13 protein-coding genes are annotated in these 15,732 nt (G+C 73.2%); all 13 read right to left on the minus strand.

Annotated elements, in window-relative coordinates:
* Positions 1 to 2: 2 nt before the first annotated feature.
* Complete coding sequence (gene pyk / locus QRT04_RS15580; protein WP_289456520.1) at positions 3 to 1,439, minus strand: pyruvate kinase; 1,437 nt, start codon at positions 1,437 to 1,439, stop codon at positions 3 to 5.
* A 99-nt stretch (positions 1,440 to 1,538) separates the two neighbouring features.
* Positions 1,539 to 2,999: a glutamate synthase subunit beta gene (locus tag QRT04_RS15585; RefSeq protein WP_289456521.1), complete on the minus strand. Its 1,461-nt coding sequence runs from the start codon at positions 2,997 to 2,999 to the stop codon at positions 1,539 to 1,541.
* On the minus strand, positions 2,992 to 7,551 hold the full coding sequence (gene gltB, locus QRT04_RS15590; RefSeq protein WP_289456522.1) for a glutamate synthase large subunit: 4,560 nt from the start codon (positions 7,549 to 7,551) through the stop codon (positions 2,992 to 2,994). Before gltB ends, QRT04_RS15585 begins: the two co-directional genes overlap by 8 nt.
* A 151-nt stretch (positions 7,552 to 7,702) precedes the next feature.
* Positions 7,703 to 8,590 (minus strand): prolipoprotein diacylglyceryl transferase, encoded by an 888-nt coding sequence (gene lgt / locus QRT04_RS15595; RefSeq protein ID WP_289456523.1) that lies wholly within the window; start codon positions 8,588 to 8,590, stop codon positions 7,703 to 7,705.
* A complete protein-coding gene (trpA, locus tag QRT04_RS15600; RefSeq protein ID WP_289456524.1) occupies positions 8,587 to 9,411 on the minus strand; it encodes a tryptophan synthase subunit alpha in 825 nt (274 codons plus the stop codon). Before trpA ends, lgt begins: the two co-directional genes overlap by 4 nt.
* On the minus strand, positions 9,408 to 10,655 hold the full coding sequence (trpB, locus tag QRT04_RS15605; protein ID WP_407653657.1) for a tryptophan synthase subunit beta: 1,248 nt from the start codon (positions 10,653 to 10,655) through the stop codon (positions 9,408 to 9,410). The genes trpA and trpB overlap by 4 nt, the downstream gene beginning before the upstream one ends.
* A 26-nt stretch (positions 10,656 to 10,681) precedes the next feature.
* Complete coding sequence (gene trpC / locus QRT04_RS15610) at positions 10,682 to 11,494, minus strand: indole-3-glycerol phosphate synthase TrpC (RefSeq protein WP_289456526.1); 813 nt, start codon at positions 11,492 to 11,494, stop codon at positions 10,682 to 10,684.
* Positions 11,495 to 11,607: 113 nt separating this feature from the next.
* Positions 11,608 to 12,057, minus strand: a complete 450-nt coding sequence (locus QRT04_RS15615; protein WP_289456527.1) for a DUF2752 domain-containing protein — start codon at positions 12,055 to 12,057, stop codon at positions 11,608 to 11,610.
* Positions 12,058 to 12,067: 10 nt separating this feature from the next.
* The gene (locus tag QRT04_RS15620; RefSeq protein WP_289456529.1) at positions 12,068 to 12,565 is read right to left on the minus strand and encodes a DUF4190 domain-containing protein; all 498 of its coding nucleotides are present in this window, start codon (positions 12,563 to 12,565) and stop codon (positions 12,068 to 12,070) included.
* A gap of 106 nt (positions 12,566 to 12,671) precedes the next feature.
* Positions 12,672 to 12,977: an HGxxPAAW family protein gene (locus QRT04_RS15625; RefSeq protein ID WP_289456530.1), complete on the minus strand. Its 306-nt coding sequence runs from the start codon at positions 12,975 to 12,977 to the stop codon at positions 12,672 to 12,674.
* A gap of 90 nt (positions 12,978 to 13,067) precedes the next feature.
* Positions 13,068 to 13,733 carry a Trp biosynthesis-associated membrane protein gene (locus tag QRT04_RS15630; RefSeq protein WP_289456531.1) on the minus strand — a complete coding sequence of 222 codons (666 nt, stop codon included), beginning with the start codon at positions 13,731 to 13,733 and terminating at the stop codon, positions 13,068 to 13,070.
* Between the two features lie 56 nt (positions 13,734 to 13,789).
* Entirely contained in the window at positions 13,790 to 15,337 is a 1,548-nt protein-coding gene (locus QRT04_RS15635; RefSeq protein WP_289456532.1) for an anthranilate synthase component I, read from the minus strand.
* Positions 15,334 to 15,729, minus strand: a complete 396-nt coding sequence (gene hisI / locus QRT04_RS15640) for a phosphoribosyl-AMP cyclohydrolase (protein WP_289456533.1) — start codon at positions 15,727 to 15,729, stop codon at positions 15,334 to 15,336. Before hisI ends, QRT04_RS15635 begins: the two co-directional genes overlap by 4 nt.
* Positions 15,730 to 15,732 lie beyond the last annotated feature (3 nt).

Consider the following 15,732-nt stretch of genomic DNA (forward strand, 5'->3'; position numbering starts at 1 on the left):
GATCAGGCGATGCGCGGGTGCTTCGCGTCCTCGTCGCCGACCTTGTGCACGACGACCGAGTTCGTCGAGCCGACCACGCCGACCGGCGTGCCCGCGACGACCACGATGTAGTCGCCGACCTCGGCGAGCCCGTTGGCCTGCAGCGTCGCGTCCACCTGGGACACCATCTGGTCCGTGTTGTCGACCTTCGGCACCTGGTAGGTGTTGACGCCCCAGCTGAGCGACAGCACGTTGCGCACCGACTCGACCGGCGTGAACGCGAGCAGCGGGATCGACGAGCGCAGGCGGCTCATGCGGCGGGCCGAGTCACCGGACTGCGTGAACGTGACGAGGTACTTCACGTCGAGCGCCTCGCCGATCTCGGCGGCGGCGCGGGTGATCGCGCCACCGCGCGTGTGCGGCGTCGAGCCGAGCGGAGCGATGCGCTCGCGGCCCAGCTCCTCGGTCGCCTCGATGATGCGCGCCATGGTGCGCACCGTCTCGATCGGGTACACGCCGACGCTCGTCTCGCCCGAGAGCATGACGGCGTCCGCGCCGTCGAGCACCGCGTTGGCGCAGTCCGACGTCTCGGCGCGCGTGGGGCGCGGGTTCGTCGTCATCGACTCGAGCACCTGCGTCGCGACGATGACCGGCTTCGCGTTCCGGCGGGCCAGCTCGACCGCGCGCTTCTGGACGAGCGGCACCTGCTCGAGCGGCAGCTCGACGCCCAGGTCGCCGCGGGCGACCATGATGCCGTCGAACGTCTGCACGATCTCCGCGAGGTTGTCGACCGCCTGCGGCTTCTCGATCTTGGCGATGACCGGGACGACCCGGTTCTCCTCCTCCATGATCCGGCGCACGTCGTCGTAGTCCGCGGCGTTGCGCACGAACGAGAGGGCGATGATGTCCGCGCCGATCTGCAGGGCCCAGCGCAGGTCGTCCTGGTCCTTCTCGGACAGGGCCGGGATCGACACCGCGACGCCCGGCAGGTTCAGGCCCTTGTTGTTCGAGACCGGGCCCGGCACCTCGACGCGCGTGACGACGTCGTTGCCCTCGACGGCCGTGACGCGAACGAGCACCTTGCCGTCGTCGATGAGGATCGGGTCGCCCGGCGACACGTCGCCCGGCAGGCCCTTGAACGTCGTCGAGACGCGCTCCTTGGTGCCCTCGACGTCGTCCGTCGTGATGGTGAAGACGTCGCCGACCGCGAGGTCGTGCTTGCCCTCGACGAACCGGCCGAGCCGGATCTTGGGGCCCTGGAGGTCGACGAGGACCGCGACCGACCGGCCTGAGGCCTTCGATGCCGCTCGCACGTTGTCGTAGACGCGCTTGTGCGCCTCCGTGTCACCGTGGCTGCGGTTGATCCGCGCGACGTCCATGCCGGCGTCGACGAGGGCCTGGATCTGTTCGGCCGACTCCGTCGCCGGGCCAAGGGTGCACACGATCTTCGCTCTACGCATGGGTCGAGCCTAAGCCTTCCTGATGGGCGTGTTCGGACCAACGTCCTTCCCCGCCCGGAGCCCGGGCGGGTATCGACGCAGGTCGCGATGGGGGGAGATTCAGGGCCGCAGCGCCACGGTGCTCGCGGCCACGGGAGCGGGCAGCTCGGTGTCGCCCGCGAGGAACCGGTCGACCGCCGCCGCGGCCGCACGGCCCTCGGCGATCGCCCAGACGACGAGCGACTGGCCGCGGCCCGCGTCACCGGCGACGAACACGCCCGGGACGGTCGTCGCGAAGTCGTCCGTGCGCTGCACGAGCCCCCGCGACGTGAGCTCGATGCCGAGCTGCTCGGTGAGCTCGGGCGTCTCCGGACCGGTGAAGCCCATGGCGATCAGCACGAGGTCCGCGGGGATCTCGTGCTCGGTCCCGGCCTTCGGCACGCGCCGGCCGTCCGAGAGGTACTCGGTCTCGGCGACGCGCAGCCGCTCGACCCGGTCGTCGCCGACGAACTCGACGGTCGACGCGAGGTACGTGCGCTCGCCGCCCTCCTCGTGCGAGGACGAGACCTCGAACAGGATCGGGTCGGTGGGCCAGGGCTGGTGCGCCGGGCGCTCCTGCGGCGGCCGCTTGCCGATCGCGAGCGTCGTCACCGACGCGGCGCCCTGGCGCAGCGCGGTGCCGAGGCAGTCCGAGCCGGTGTCGCCGCCGCCGATGATCACGACGTGCTTGCCCTCGGCGGTGATCTGGTCCTCGACGGGCTTGCCCGCGGCGACCGCGTTCGCCTGGTGCAGGAACTCCATCGCGACGTGCACGCCGGCGAGGGCCTTGCCCGGCACCTGGAGCTCACGCGGCACGGTCGCGCCGGTGGCGATGACGACCGCGTCGTACCGCGCCTCGAGCTGCGCCCACGTGATGTCGCGGCCGACCTCGACGCCCGGCCGGAACCGGGTCCCCTCGGCCTCCATCTGCGCCAGGCGGCGGTCGATGTGCACCTTCTCGAGCTTGAAGTCGGGCACGCCGTACCTGAGCAGGCCGCCGATCGCGTCGTCCCGCTCGTAGACCGCGACGGTGTGACCCGCGCGCGTCAGCTGCTGAGCCGCCGCGAGGCCCGCCGGACCCGAGCCGACCACCGCGACCGTGTGGCCCGTGAGGCGCTGCGGCACCTGCGGCGTGACGAGGCCGCGCGCGAACGCCTCGTCGATGATCGAGACCTCGATGTTCTTGATCGTCACCGCGGGCTGGTTGATGCCCAGCACGCACGACGACTCGCACGGCGCGGGGCAGATCCGCCCCGTGAACTCCGGGAAGTTGTTCGTCGCGTGCAGGCGGTCGATCGCGTCGGACCACTGCCCGCGCCACACGAGGTCGTTCCACTCCGGGATGAGGTTCCCGAGGGGGCAGCCGTTGTGGCAGAACGGGATGCCGCAGTCCATGCAGCGGCCCGCCTGCTCCTTGAGGAACGGCTGGCCCTCCTCGAGGTGCGCGTGCACGTCCTGCCAGTCGCGCAGGCGAACCTCGACGGGGCGGTTGGGCGGGAGCTCACGGTCCCGCACCTTCAGGAAGCCGCGGGGGTCAGCCACGTGCCACCTCCAGGATCTTGTCCCACACGCCGGGCGCTGCCGGGTCGAGGCCGTCGGCCTCGGCCTGGGCGAGCGCGCGCCGGACGCGGGCGTACTCGGTCGGAAGCAGGCGCGTGAACCGCGCCCGGGTCGCGTCGGCGTCCTCGAGCAGCTGCGCGGCGACGGGCGAGCCCGTCTCCTCGAGGTGCGCGCGCAGGAGGAGCGTGACGAGCGCGAAGTCCTCGTCGTCGAGCGGCTCGAGCGCGAGCTCGCCCCCCGCGACGGACTCCTTGTTGACGAGCGCGGGATCGAGGTCGAGCACGTAGGCCGTGCCGCCCGACATGCCGGCGCCGAAGTTGCGGCCGGTGCGGCCGAGCACGAGCACGGTGCCGCCCGTCATGTACTCGCAGCCGTGGTCGCCCACGCCCTCGACGACCAGCGTCGCGCCCGAGTTGCGGACCGCGAACCGCTCGCCGACCAGGCCGCGCAGGAACGCCTGGCCACTCGTCGCGCCGTAGCCGATCACGTTGCCGGCGACGACGTTGACCTCGCTCTGCAGGACCGCGGCACGGTCCGGCCGGAGCACCAGACGGCCGCCCGACAGGCCCTTGCCGACGTAGTCGTTGGCGTCGCCGAACAGGCGCAGCGTGATGCCGCGGGGCAGGAACGCCCCGAACGACTGCCCGGCCGAGCCCGTGAGCGCCACGTCGATCGTGCCGTCCGGCAGGCCTTCGCCGCCGAAGCGCTTGGTCACCTCGTGGCCGAGCATCGTGCCGACCGTCCGGTTGACGTTGCGGATCGGGAGCGCGATGCGCACCGGCTCGCGCCGCTCGAGCGCGTCGGCCGCCAGCGCGATGAGCCGGTTGTCGAGCGCGCGCCCGAGGCCGTGGTCCTGGTCCTTCGTGTGGTGCAGCGCGCTGCCCGGCGCAGGCTCCGGTACGGCGAGCACCGGCCCGAGGTCGAGGCCCTCGGCCTTCCAGTGGTCGATCGCCGCGCGCGTGTCGAGCAGCTCGACGTGGCCGACGGCCTCCTCGATCGAGCGGAAGCCGAGCTCCGCGAGCAGCTCGCGGACCTCCTGGGCGATGAACTCGAAGAACGTCACGACGAACTCCGGCTTGCCGGTGAACCGGGCGCGCAGCTCGGGGTTCTGCGTCGCGACGCCCACCGGGCAGGTGTCGAGGTGGCAGACGCGCATCATGATGCAGCCCGACACGACGAGCGGCGCCGTCGCGAACCCGAACTCCTCGGCGCCCAGCAGCGCGCCGACGATCACGTCGCGGCCGGTCTTGAGCTGGCCGTCGACCTGGACGACGACGCGGTCGCGCAGGTCGTTGAGGACCAGCGTCTGCTGCGTCTCCGCGAGGCCGATCTCCCACGGCGTGCCCGCGTGCTTGAGGCTCGTCAGCGGGCTCGCGCCCGTGCCGCCGTCGTGGCCCGAGATGAGCACGACGTCCGAGTGCGCCTTCGCGACGCCCGCCGCGATGGTGCCGACACCGAACTCGGAGACGAGCTTGGTGTGGATCCGCGCGCGCGGGTTCGCGTTCTTCGCGTCGTGGATGAGCTGCTTGAGGTCCTCGATCGAGTAGATGTCGTGGTGCGGCGGCGGCGAGATGAGGCCCACGCCGGGCGTCGAGTGCCGCGTCTTCGCCACCCACGGGTAGACCTTGTGGCCCGGCAGCTGACCGCCCTCGCCGGGCTTCGCACCCTGGGCGAGCTTGATCTGGATGTCGTCCGCGTTGGTCAGGTACTCGCTCGTGACGCCGAACCGGCCGGACGCGATCTGCTTGATCGCGCTGCGCCGCCGCGGGTCGTGCAGGCGCTCGGGGTCCTCGCCGCCCTCGCCCGTGTTCGACTTCGCGCCGAGCTCGTTCATGGCGATCGCGAGCGTCTCGTGCGCCTCGGCCGAGATCGAGCCGTAGGACATCGCACCGGTGTTGAACCGCTTGACGATCTCGCTGACGGGCTCGACCTCGTCGATCGGCACGGGCGGGCGCACGCCGTCCTTGAACGTGAGCAGGCCGCGCAGCGTCATGAGGCGCGACGACTGGTCGTTCACGCGATTCGTGTACTCGCGGAAGACGTCCATCTGCCGCGAGCGCGTCGAGTGCTGCAGGCGGAACACCGTCTCGGGGTCGAACAGGTGGTCCTCGCCGTCGCGGCGCCACTGGTACTCGCCGCCGACCGCGAGGCGGCTGTGCGGCTTGCGGTTGCCGCTCGCCGGGTACGCGTCGGCGTGGCGCGCCGCGACCTCGGCCGCGAGCACGTCGAGGCCGATGCCGCCCAGCCGGCTCGTGGTGCCCGTGAAGTACCGGTCGACCAGGGGCTGCGACAGGCCGATGGCCTCGAACACCTGCGCGCCGCGGTACGACGCGATCGTCGAGATGCCCATCTTCGACATGACCTTGAGGACGCCCTTGCCGAGCGCCTTGATCAGGTTCTTGACGGCCTTCTCGGCCGTGACGCCCGCCGGCAGGTACCCGTCGTTCGCGAGCTCCTCGACGGTCTCCATCGCGAGGTACGGGTTGACCGCGGCTGCGCCGTAGCCGATGAGCAGCGCGACGTGGTGGACCTCGCGCACGTCGCCCGCCTCGACGACGAGCGAGATCCGCGTGCGGTTGTGCCGGCGCAGCGTGTGGTGGTGCACGGCCGAGAGCAGCAGCAGCGACGGGATCGGCGCGAGGTCGGCGTCGGAGTTGCGGTCCGACAGCACGAGGAAGCTCACGCCCTCGGCGATCGCGCGGTCGACCTCGGCGAAGATCTCCTCGAGGCGCGCCTCGAGCGCCGCTCCCCCGCCGTCGACCTTGTACAGGCCGCGGATCGTGGTCGCGCGGAAGCCGAGCGACGGCTCCTTGGCGACGTGCACGATCTTGGCGAGCTCGTCGTTGTCGATCACCGGGAACGGCAGGATCAGCTTGCGCGCGTGCTCCGGACCGTCCTCGAGCAGGTTCGGCTCGGGGCCGATCGCGCCGCCGATGGAGGTGACGAGCTCCTCGCGGATCGCGTCCAGCGGCGGGTTCGTCACCTGCGCGAACATCTGCGTGAAGTAGTCGAAGAGCATCCGCGGACGGCTCGACAGCACCGCGACCGGCGTGTCCGAGCCCATCGCGCCGAGCGGCTCGGCGCCCGTCGCCGACATCGGCGTCAGGAGGATCTTGAGCTCCTCCTCGGTGTACCCGAACGTGCGCTGCCGTCGGCGGACCGAGGCCGACGAGTGCGCGATGTGCTCGCGCTCGGGCAGCTGGGCGAGGAACGTCGAGTTCTCGCGCACCCACTGCGCGTACGGCCGCTGCGCGGCGAGCTGAGCCTTGATCTCGCTGTCCTCGATGACGCGGCCCTGGCCGACGTCGACGAGGAACATCTTGCCGGGCTCGAGCCGGCCCTTGGCGACGACCGTCGCGGGGTCGATGTCGAGCACGCCGGCCTCGGACGCGCACACGACGAGCCCGTCCTCCGTGACCCAGTACCGACCGGGGCGCAGGCCGTTGCGGTCCTGCACCGAGCCGATGAGCGTGCCGTCGGTGAACGTGATCGCCGCCGGGCCGTCCCACGGCTCCATGAGCGTCGAGTGGTACTCGTAGAACGCGCGGCGGGCCGGGTCCATCTGGGCGTGGTTCTCCCACGCCTCCGGGATCATCATCATCACCGCGTGCGGCAGCGAGCGACCCGCGAGGTGGAGCACCTCGAGCACCTCGTCGAAGCTGCCCGAGTCCGACCCGCCGGGGGTGCAGACGGGCAGCAGCGGCGACAGGTCGCCGAGGACCTCGCTCGACAGCGCGCCCTCGCGCGCGGCGACCCAGTTGCGGTTGCCCCGGACCGTGTTGATCTCGCCGTTGTGCGCGATCAGGCGGAACGGCTGCGCCAGCGGCCAGCTCGGGAACGTGTTCGTCGAGAACCGCGAGTGGACCAGCGCGATCTCGGTCGCGTAGCGCGGGTCGGACAGGTCGGCGAAGAACGGCTCGAGCTGCCCGGTGGTGAGCATCCCCTTGTACGCGAGCGTGCGCGCCGACAGCGACGCGAAGTACAGCCCGAGCTCGCGCTCGGCACGCTTGCGGAGCCGGAACGCGCGCCGATCGAGGTCCGTGCCCGAGAGCTCGCGCGACGGGTCGGCCACGACGAGCTGGCGGAACACCGGCATCGACGCGCGCGCCGTCGGGCCGACGAGGTCGGCGGTGACGACGACCTCGCGCCACGCGAGCACGTCCAGCTTCTCCTCGGCGGCGATCGCCTCGACGCCCGCGACGGCCGCGCGCTGCTCGTCGGCGTCGGTCGGCAGGAAGGCCATGCCGATCGCGTAGAAACCCGCCGGGGGCAGGTCGGCGTCGACGACGTCGCGCAGGAAGGCGTCGGGGATCTGCGTCAGGATGCCGGCGCCGTCACCGGAGTCCGCCTCGGCTCCCACCGCACCGCGGTGGTCGAGGTTGAGCAGCGCGGTCAGGCCGGCGTCGACGATGTCGCGCCCCGGCGTGCCGCGCAACGTCGCTACGAACGCGAAACCGCACGCGTCGTGCTCGGCGGCAGGGTCGTAGAGACCCTGGCGTCCGGGCACCTGGGCGCTCACGGGCGACGTCGACATCAGCACCGTCCTCACGGTCCCCCGAGGTTCGGGGGATGTAGCACTTACATGGGGAACGCGCGGGACGTCGTTGGCCCTGACGTGTGGCGAACGATACAGCGCGGCCCGAGGGCCGTTCGCATCGCGGGAAGGAAGCGTGCCGGCCGCCGGTTCAGCGGGCGGGATCGACTGCGCTCTCCTCGTCGTCCTGCAGGGCGGGGGGTTCCCGCAGGAGGGTCGTGTCACGTCCAGGGTGCCGGCGTCCGACCATGACGAAGGCTACCAGCGCGCCGACGAAGACCACGATCGCCGTCCAGTCGTTCAGGCGCATGCCGAGCACGTGGTGCGCCTCGTCGATGCGCAGGTGCTCGATCCAGAACCGGCCGGCCGTGTAGATCATCACGTAGGCCCAGAACACGCGGCCGTACCCGAGCCGGAACCGGCGGTCGAGCCAGATCAGCAGCGCGGCCCCCGCGAGGTTCCAGACGATCTCGTAGAGGAACGTCGGGTGGAACAGCGTGCCGGGCGCGTACCCGGCCGGCAGGTGCGCGTCGTCGATGCGCAGGCCCCACGGGAGCGTGGTCGGTCCGCCGAACAGCTCCTGGTTGAACCAGTTGCCGAGCCGGCCGAGCGCCTGCGCGACGAACAACCCGGGCGCGACTGAGTCCGCGAACGGCGCGAGCCGCACGCCGGCGCGGCGGCAGCCGATCCACGCGCCCAGGCCACCGAGCGCGATCGCGCCCCAGATGCCGAGACCGCCCTCCCAGATGGCGAACGCACGCCACGGGTGGCCGCCCTTGCCGAAGTACGCGTCCGGCGACGTGATCAGGTGGTACAGCCGGCCGCCGACGATCCCGAACGGCACGGCCCAGAACGAGATCTCGAGCACCGTGTCGGGGTTGCCCCCGCGGTCCTTCCAGCGGTGCTGGGCGATGAGCACGGCCGCGACGATGCCCGCGAGGATCGCGAGCGCGTACGCGCGCAGCGGGAACGGCCCGAGGTGCCAGACGTTCTGCGAGGGGCTCGGGATCGAGGCGAGGACGACGCCGGCGCGCGTCACCGGGCCGCTCCGCGCACGCCGTCGGCCAGGCCGGCAGTCACGGCGGCCAGCGCGTCGAGACCCGCGGCGGGCGTCTCGGCGTCGACGAGCGCGCGGACGAAGGCGGACCCGACGATCACGCCGTCGGCGTAGCCGGCGACCTGGCGTGCCTGCTCGGGGCGCGAGACGCCGAGGCCGACGCAGACGTGCGGCGCGCCCGCGGCGCGCGTGTCGGCGACGAGCTGCTCGGCGCGCGAGCCCACCGTGGCGCGCTCCCCCGTGACGCCCATCGTCGACGCGGCGTACACGAACCCGCGCGACGCGGCGACGGTGGTCGCGAGCCGCTCGGGCGTCGAGCTGGGGGCCACGAGGAACACGCGGTCGAGCCCGTGCGCGTCCGACGCCTCGAGCCAGTCGCCCGCCTCGTCGGGGATGAGGTCGGGCGTGATGAGACCCGCGCCGCCCGCCGCCGCGAGGTCGCGCGCGTACGCGTCGACGCCGTACTTGAGCACGAGGTTCCAGTACGTCATGACGAGGATCGGCGCGCCGAGGCCCGACAGCTGCTCGACCGCGGTGAGCGTGTCGCGCACCCGCACCCCGCCGCGCAGTGCGTCGTCCACCGCGTGCTGGATGACCGGGCCGTCCATCACCGGGTCGGTGTACGGCATGCCGAGCTCGACGACGTCGACGCCCGCGTCGATCATGGTGCGCACCGCCTCGATCGAGCCGGGCACCGTCGGGTAGCCCACCGGCAGGTAGCCGACGAGCGCCGCGCGGCCCTCCTCGGCACGCAGCCGGTCGAGCCGAGCTCCGGTCGGCGACGCCACGTCGACGCTCGTCACTGGACCTCCACCGCCTTGTCGTCGAGCAGGCCGAACCACGTGGCCGCCGTCGCCACGTCCTTGTCGCCGCGCCCCGAGAGGTTGACGAGCAGCACGGGCTCGTCCGACCACTCCCGCGCCTCGCGTCCGAGCTGCACGGCACCGGCCAGGGCGTGCGCCGACTCGATCGCCGGGATGATGCCCTCGGTCCGGCACAGCACGCGGAAGGCGTCCATGGCCTCGTCGTCCGAGACGGGGCGGTACTCGGCCCGGCCGAGGTCGTGCAGCCACGCGTGCTCCGGCCCGACGCTCGGGTAGTCGAGGCCCGCCGAGACCGAGTGGCTCGGCACGGTCTGGCCGTCCTCGTCCTGCAGCAGGTACGAGCGCGCGCCGTGCAGCACGCCCGGGAACCCGCCGCTGAACCGGGCCGCGTGGTCGCCGTTCGAGAGCCCGCGGCCGCCCGCCTCGAAGCCGAACAGCCGCACCCCCGGGTCGTCGAGGAACGCGTTGAAGATGCCCATCGCGTTCGACCCGCCGCCGACGCACGCCGCCACCGCGTCGGGCAGGCGGCCGATCTCCTCGAGGAGCTGAGCGCGCGCCTCCTCGCCGATGACCTTGTGGAAGTCGCGCACCATCTCGGGGAACGGGTGCGGTCCCGTCACCGTGCCGAGCAGGTAGTGCGTCGTCTCGACGTTCGCGACCCAGTCGCGCAGCGCCTCGTTGATCGCGTCCTTGAGCGTCCGGGTGCCGATGTTGACGGGGACCACCTCGGCCCCGAGCAGGCGCATGCGGGCGACGTTGAGAGCCTGGCGGCGCGTGTCCTCCTCGCCCATGTAGACCGTGCACTCGAGGTCCATGAGCGCGGCGGCCGTGGCCGTCGCGACGCCGTGCTGGCCCGCACCGGTCTCGGCGATGACGCGCTTCTTGCCCATGCGCTTCACGAGCAGCGCCTGGCCGAGCACGTTGTTGATCTTGTGCGAGCCCGTGTGGTTGAGGTCCTCGCGCTTGAGGAAGACGCGGACGCCCTCGCCGACGTGAGCGGCGAACCGCGGCACCTCCGTGAGCGGGCTCGGGCGTCCCGTGTACGTGCGGTGCAGCCGCGCCAGCTCGCGGCCGAACGCGGGGTCCGTGAGCGCCTTGTGGTACTCGGTGTCGAGCTCGTCGAGCGCCGCGATCAGCGCCTCGGGCACGAACCGGCCGCCGAACTCGCCGAAGTACGGACCCTGGTGCGTCGCGAGCGGACCCGCGTCCAGGGCCGCGCGCAGCGCCGACGACACCTCCGGACGACCCGTCACTGGCGCACCGCCCGCAGAGACGGGTGGGCGCCCGCGGCGACGAGGTCCGCGACCGACTCGCGCGGGGCGTCGTCGGTGACGAGCGCCTCGCCGACCAGCACCGCGTCGGCACCGGCACGCGCGTAGTCGACGACGTCGTGCGGGCCGCGCACGCCCGACTCGGCGATCTTCACCACGTCGGACGGGATGGCCGGCGCGACGCGCGCGAAGGTGCCGCGGTCGACGTCGAGGGTCTTGAGGTTGCGGGCGTTGACGCCGATCACGCGTGCGCCGGCGTCGACCGCGCGCACGGCCTCCTCGGCGTCGTGCACCTCGACCAGGGCCGTCATGCCGAGCGAGTGCACGCGCTCGACGAGGGACTCCAGCACGGTCTGCTCGAGCGCGGCGACGATCAGCAGCACGACGTCGGCGCCGTGCGCGCGCGCCTCCCACACCTGGTAGGGCGTGACCACGAAGTCCTTGCGGAGCACGGGAATGTCGACCTTCGCGCGCACCGCGTCGAGGTCGGCGAGCGAGCCGTTGAACCGCCGCTGCTCGGTGAGCACCGAGATGACGGACGCGCCGCCCTTCTCGTACTCCACCGCGAGCGCGGCGGGGTCGGTGATCGCGGCCAGCGCGCCCTTGCTCGGGCTCGAGCGCTTGACCTCGGCGATCACGGTGACGGCGTCCTCGACCTTGAGCCGGCCCACCGCGTCGATCGCCGACGGCCGCCTGGCCGCGAGCTCCTTGACGGCGTCCAGCGGCGTCGCTGCCTCACGCTCGGCGAGGTCTTGCCTGACGCCTGCGACGATCTCGTCCAGCACGGTCATCGAAGCCATCCTTCCCCTGCTTGCGTCGGCCGACGTCCCGCCGACCGACCCGGCCATCGTAGAGGGGCTTGCGGGTGACCCCGACCACACTCCGCTGGGTGGGACGGGCCCGGTCAGGGCGCGAGCCAGGGGGCCAGCGCGGGCACGTTGCGCAGCACGCCGAACGCGACGACGAGCGCCGCGAGAGCCCACCGCGCCGCGCGAGGGAACGTCGGCGCGGGCCGTCCCTGGGCCCTACGCACCACCCAGAGCGCCCAACCGACGACGACGAGCGGCGCGAGCACCACCCACAGCGGGTTCATACCCCACGCCGACGCGACGTCGCCGCGAGCGAGGTCGTGCGTCGCCCGCATGCCGCCGCACAACGGGCACCAGAGCCCGGTCAGCTCATGGAAGAAGCAGAACCCGTAGCTGCCCGGCGCGTACGGCGAGCGCAGCGCGACGAGCAACGTGCCGGCCGCAGTGACCGCTCCCGCGGCGAGCGGCGAGCGGAGCCGCTCGCCGGCCGATCCGCCCGGGCGCGGCACCGCCGGCGCGGAGCCCGGGCCGTCCAGCGTCACCACGACGGGCCCGTCAGGAGCTGGAGCCCGCCCGCGCCGCGACGAGCACGGCGACCAGGATCACCCAGATCACCAGACCGACGATGCCGAGGATGACGCCCGCCCGGCCCGCCGAGGCATTCGAGGCCTCGCCCCGTGCGACCGCCTGCTTGGACTTGTTGCCCAGCACGATCGCGACGATCCCGGTGACGAGCGAGCAGACCTGGATCACCGCGAGGATCCCGAGCACGAGCGACCAGGTGCCGAGCGAGTTCTTCGCGGTCGGCGACGCGCCGTAGCCGGGCCCGTACGGCTGCGGGTAGTCCGGCCCTGCCGGGTACTGCGGCGCGGCGGGGTACGGCGACGCGCCGTAGGCGGGCGCCTGGGGCGCGCCGTACTGGGGTGCCTGGGGCGCGCCGTACTGGGGTGCCTCCGGAGCGCCGTAGGGCGTCTGAGGCTGCTGCGGCGTGCCCTCCGGCTGCTGCGGCTCGTTGTTGCCGTAGGGGTTCTGCGGCTCGTCGGGGGTCGTCATCGGTCCTCCTGGAACGCCTGGGCCCCTGGTCGAGGGCCTGATCGGGACTGCGTCGTCCTTTGCGGTCCTGCTACGTGCTGACCACCTGCCGGCCGGGGCCGACCGGTCAGTGGCCCCCGGTGCGCGCCTGGCGCTCGAGCGTCTTGGCGCCGCCCTGGCCGTGGCCCGCGCCGCGGAGCACGAGACCCAGCACGATGCCGAGCAGGCAGATGCCGAGCCCCACCCAGAACAGCCACACGACGGCGAAGACCACCGCGAGCGCCGCCACGAGGCCGCCGGCGACGACGACCCAGGTGGTCGTCCAGGCCGCGAGCGTGCGCCCGTGGTTGGTCGGAGCTGCGCTCGGCGGCAGGTGGACCGACTCGGTGCGGGTCGGGTTCTGCGCGCGGTGCGCGAGCGAGTGATCAGCCATGACGTGGTGCTGCCCTTCGTGCTCGGTTCGTGCGCAACCCTATCCGACCAGCGGTGCGATCCCGCGCCGAGCGCGGCCGGGGCGCGGCCCTCAGGTCGGGTCCTCTCCCCTGCTCAGCGCGTCCCACGCGCTGCGCTCGTCAGGGCGCTCGGCGCCGCGCGCCGGAGCGGCCGCCTGCTCGTGACGACGCGAGGGCCGGGCCCACGCGCGCGCCGCCCGCGGCAGCCACGCGCCGACGACGACCGCGACCGCGCCGAGCGTGACGGCGACCCACGGCCACGCGGTCGTCGTGACGCCGCCGACTACCTGCCCCACTCCCGTGGCGCCGGCGACGGCCTCGTGCACCGACGCGACGGGGTCGCGCACCACACCGATCGTCGCGGCGACCACGAGCACGCCCGCGACGGCCACGACGAGAGCGACCACCCACCGGCCGGCGCGGCCGACGAGCGCAGCGGCCAGCGCGGACGCGGCGAGCACGAGCGCCGCGGCGAGCACCGCCGGCGCCGCGTCCGTGCCGCTGACGCGCACGTCCACGGTGCCGTGCAGCGCCTCGGTCCCGTGCGCGACGAACCACGTGGGCAGCGCGCTCACGGCCGTCGCACCGGCGAGGAGCAGGAGCAGCAGGACGGCGCGGCCGCGGCGCCCGCCGGCGCGGCGCGTCGGCCCGGGCACGGCCGGGGAGCTGCCCCCCGCACCGGGTGCCTCGGCGTCCACCGGCGTCGCGCGCGCGCCCTCCGGCGGCTGCGGCGTCACGCGCGCACCCTCCGGCGGCTGCGGGCGGGCGTCGTCGGGCTGGACCGGCTCGCCCGTCACGAACCCGCCCGGCGCAGGCGCGCCGCGAGCTGGACAGCGCGCACCGCCGCCGCGGCCTTGTTGCGCGACTCGGCGTACTCGAGCGCCGGCACCGAGTCGGCGACGATGCCGCCGCCCGCCTGCACGCTCGCCCGGCCGTCGCGGATCAGGGCCGTGCGGATCGCGATCGCCATGTCCATGTCGCCCGCGAAGTCGAAGTACCCGACGGTGCCGCCGTAGATGCCGCGACGCGCGGGCTCGACCTCGTCGATCAGCGCCATCGCCCGCGGCTTCGGGGCTCCCGAGAGCGTGCCCGCGGGGAACGTCGACGTCAGCACGTCGAGCGCGGTGCGGCCGTCACGCAGGCGCCCGACCACGGTCGACGTGATGTGCATGATGTGCGAGTACTTCTTGACCTCCATGAAGTCGACGACGTCGACCGTCGTCGGGTCGCAGACCTTGGCGAGGTCGTTGCGCGAGAGGTCGACGAGCATGATGTGCTCGGCGCGCTCCTTGGGGTCGGCGAGCACCTCGTCGGCGAGCGCGCGGTCCTCCTCGGGCGTCGCTCCACGCGGGCGCGAGCCGGCGATCGGGAACGTCGTCACGTGCCGGCCGCTCACCTTGACGAGCGTCTCGGGGCTCGAGCCGACGACCGCGAAGTCGTGGCCGTCCGCGTCGCGCAGCTGCACGTAGTACATGTACGAGCTCGGGTTGATCGTGCGCAGCACCCGGTACACGTCGAGCGGCTCCGCGGGGCAGTCGATGTCGAGCCGCTGGCTCAGCACGACCTGGAACACCTCGCCGTCGCGGATCGCGTCCTTGCCGAACCGGACCTGCTGCTCGAACTCGTCGCGCGTGGTCCGGAACTCGATCTCGGGCTCGGGCTCGTCGGAGAGCACCGCGGCGCCCGCCTCGGCGGGGACCAGCAGCGCGGCCTGCATCGCGTCGAGCCGCGCGACCGCGTCCGCGTGCGCGTCGTCCACCCGCTCGTCGGTCGCGTCGAAGTTGATCGCGTTGGCCACCAGCCACACGGAGCCGTCGCGGTGGTCGACGACCGCGAGGTCGGTCGCGAGGAGGAGCGTCAGCTCGGGGACGTCGAGCTCCTCGGGCGCCTTGTGCGGCAGCGTCGGCTCCCAGTGCCGCACGATGTCCCAGCCGAGCGCACCGACCAGGCCGCCGGTCAGGGGCGGGAGCCCGGGGATCGCCGGGGTGCGCAGCACGTCGAGCGTGCCGTCGAGCACGTCGAGCACGTCGCCCTCGGTGGGCACGCCGACCGGGACGTCGCCGGTCCACACGGCCTGGCCGTCGCGGACCGTGAGCGTCGCCCGCGAGCCCACCCCGACGAACGACCACCGGGCCCAGGTGCCGTCGGCCTCCGCCGACTCGAGGATGAAGGTGCCGGGACGGCCCGCAGCGAGCGTCCGGTACAGGCCGACCGGCGTGACGTCGTCGGCCAGCAGGCGCCGCACCACCGGGACGACGCGGCGATCGCGGGCGAGGTCGCGGAAGCCGTCGAGCGACGGCCACGTGCCGCCCCAGGGGATCGTCGGCGCGTCGGCGCTCATCGGACGGACTCCGGCGCCGTGGGGCGCTCGCCCGCGACGGCCGGCAGCGCGCCGCCGGCCTCGAAGCACGTGCGCGCGCCGGTGTGGCACGCCGCGCCGACCTGGTCGACCTCGACGAGCAGCGCGTCGCCGTCGCAGTCGATGCTCACGCCCTTGACGTACTGGCCGTGGCCCGACGTGTCCCCCTTGCGCCAGTAGCTCTGCCGGGACCGGCTCCAGAACGTGACGCGGCCCGTCGTCAGCGTGCGGTGCAGCGCCTCGTCGTCCATCCAGCCGAGCATCAGCACCTCGCGCGTGTCGTGCTGCTGCACGATCGCCGCCACGAGGCCGTGCTCGTCGCGCTTGAGGCGCGCGGCGACGGAGGGATCGAGCGAGGGCTGGGTCTCGGGCACCCG

This window comes from Cellulomonas alba, from assembly GCF_030362835.1.
Classification (GTDB): domain Bacteria; phylum Actinomycetota; class Actinomycetes; order Actinomycetales; family Cellulomonadaceae; genus Cellulomonas; species Cellulomonas alba.

Excerpts from the sequence above, each read along its gene's own strand:
- pyk (WP_289456520.1), bottom strand. The coding sequence starts at position 1,439 with ATGCGTAGAGCGAAGATCGTGTGCACCCTTGGCCCGGCGACGGAGTCG.
- gltB (WP_289456522.1), bottom strand. The coding sequence starts at position 7,551 with ATGTCGACGTCGCCCGTGAGCGCCCAGGTGCCCGGACGCCAGGGTCTC.
- trpC (WP_289456526.1), bottom strand. The coding sequence starts at position 11,494 with ATGACCGTGCTGGACGAGATCGTCGCAGGCGTCAGGCAAGACCTCGCC.
- QRT04_RS15620 (WP_289456529.1), bottom strand. The coding sequence starts at position 12,565 with ATGACGACCCCCGACGAGCCGCAGAACCCCTACGGCAACAACGAGCCG.
- QRT04_RS15625 (WP_289456530.1), bottom strand. The coding sequence starts at position 12,977 with ATGGCTGATCACTCGCTCGCGCACCGCGCGCAGAACCCGACCCGCACC.
- QRT04_RS15635 (WP_289456532.1), bottom strand. The coding sequence starts at position 15,337 with ATGAGCGCCGACGCGCCGACGATCCCCTGGGGCGGCACGTGGCCGTCG.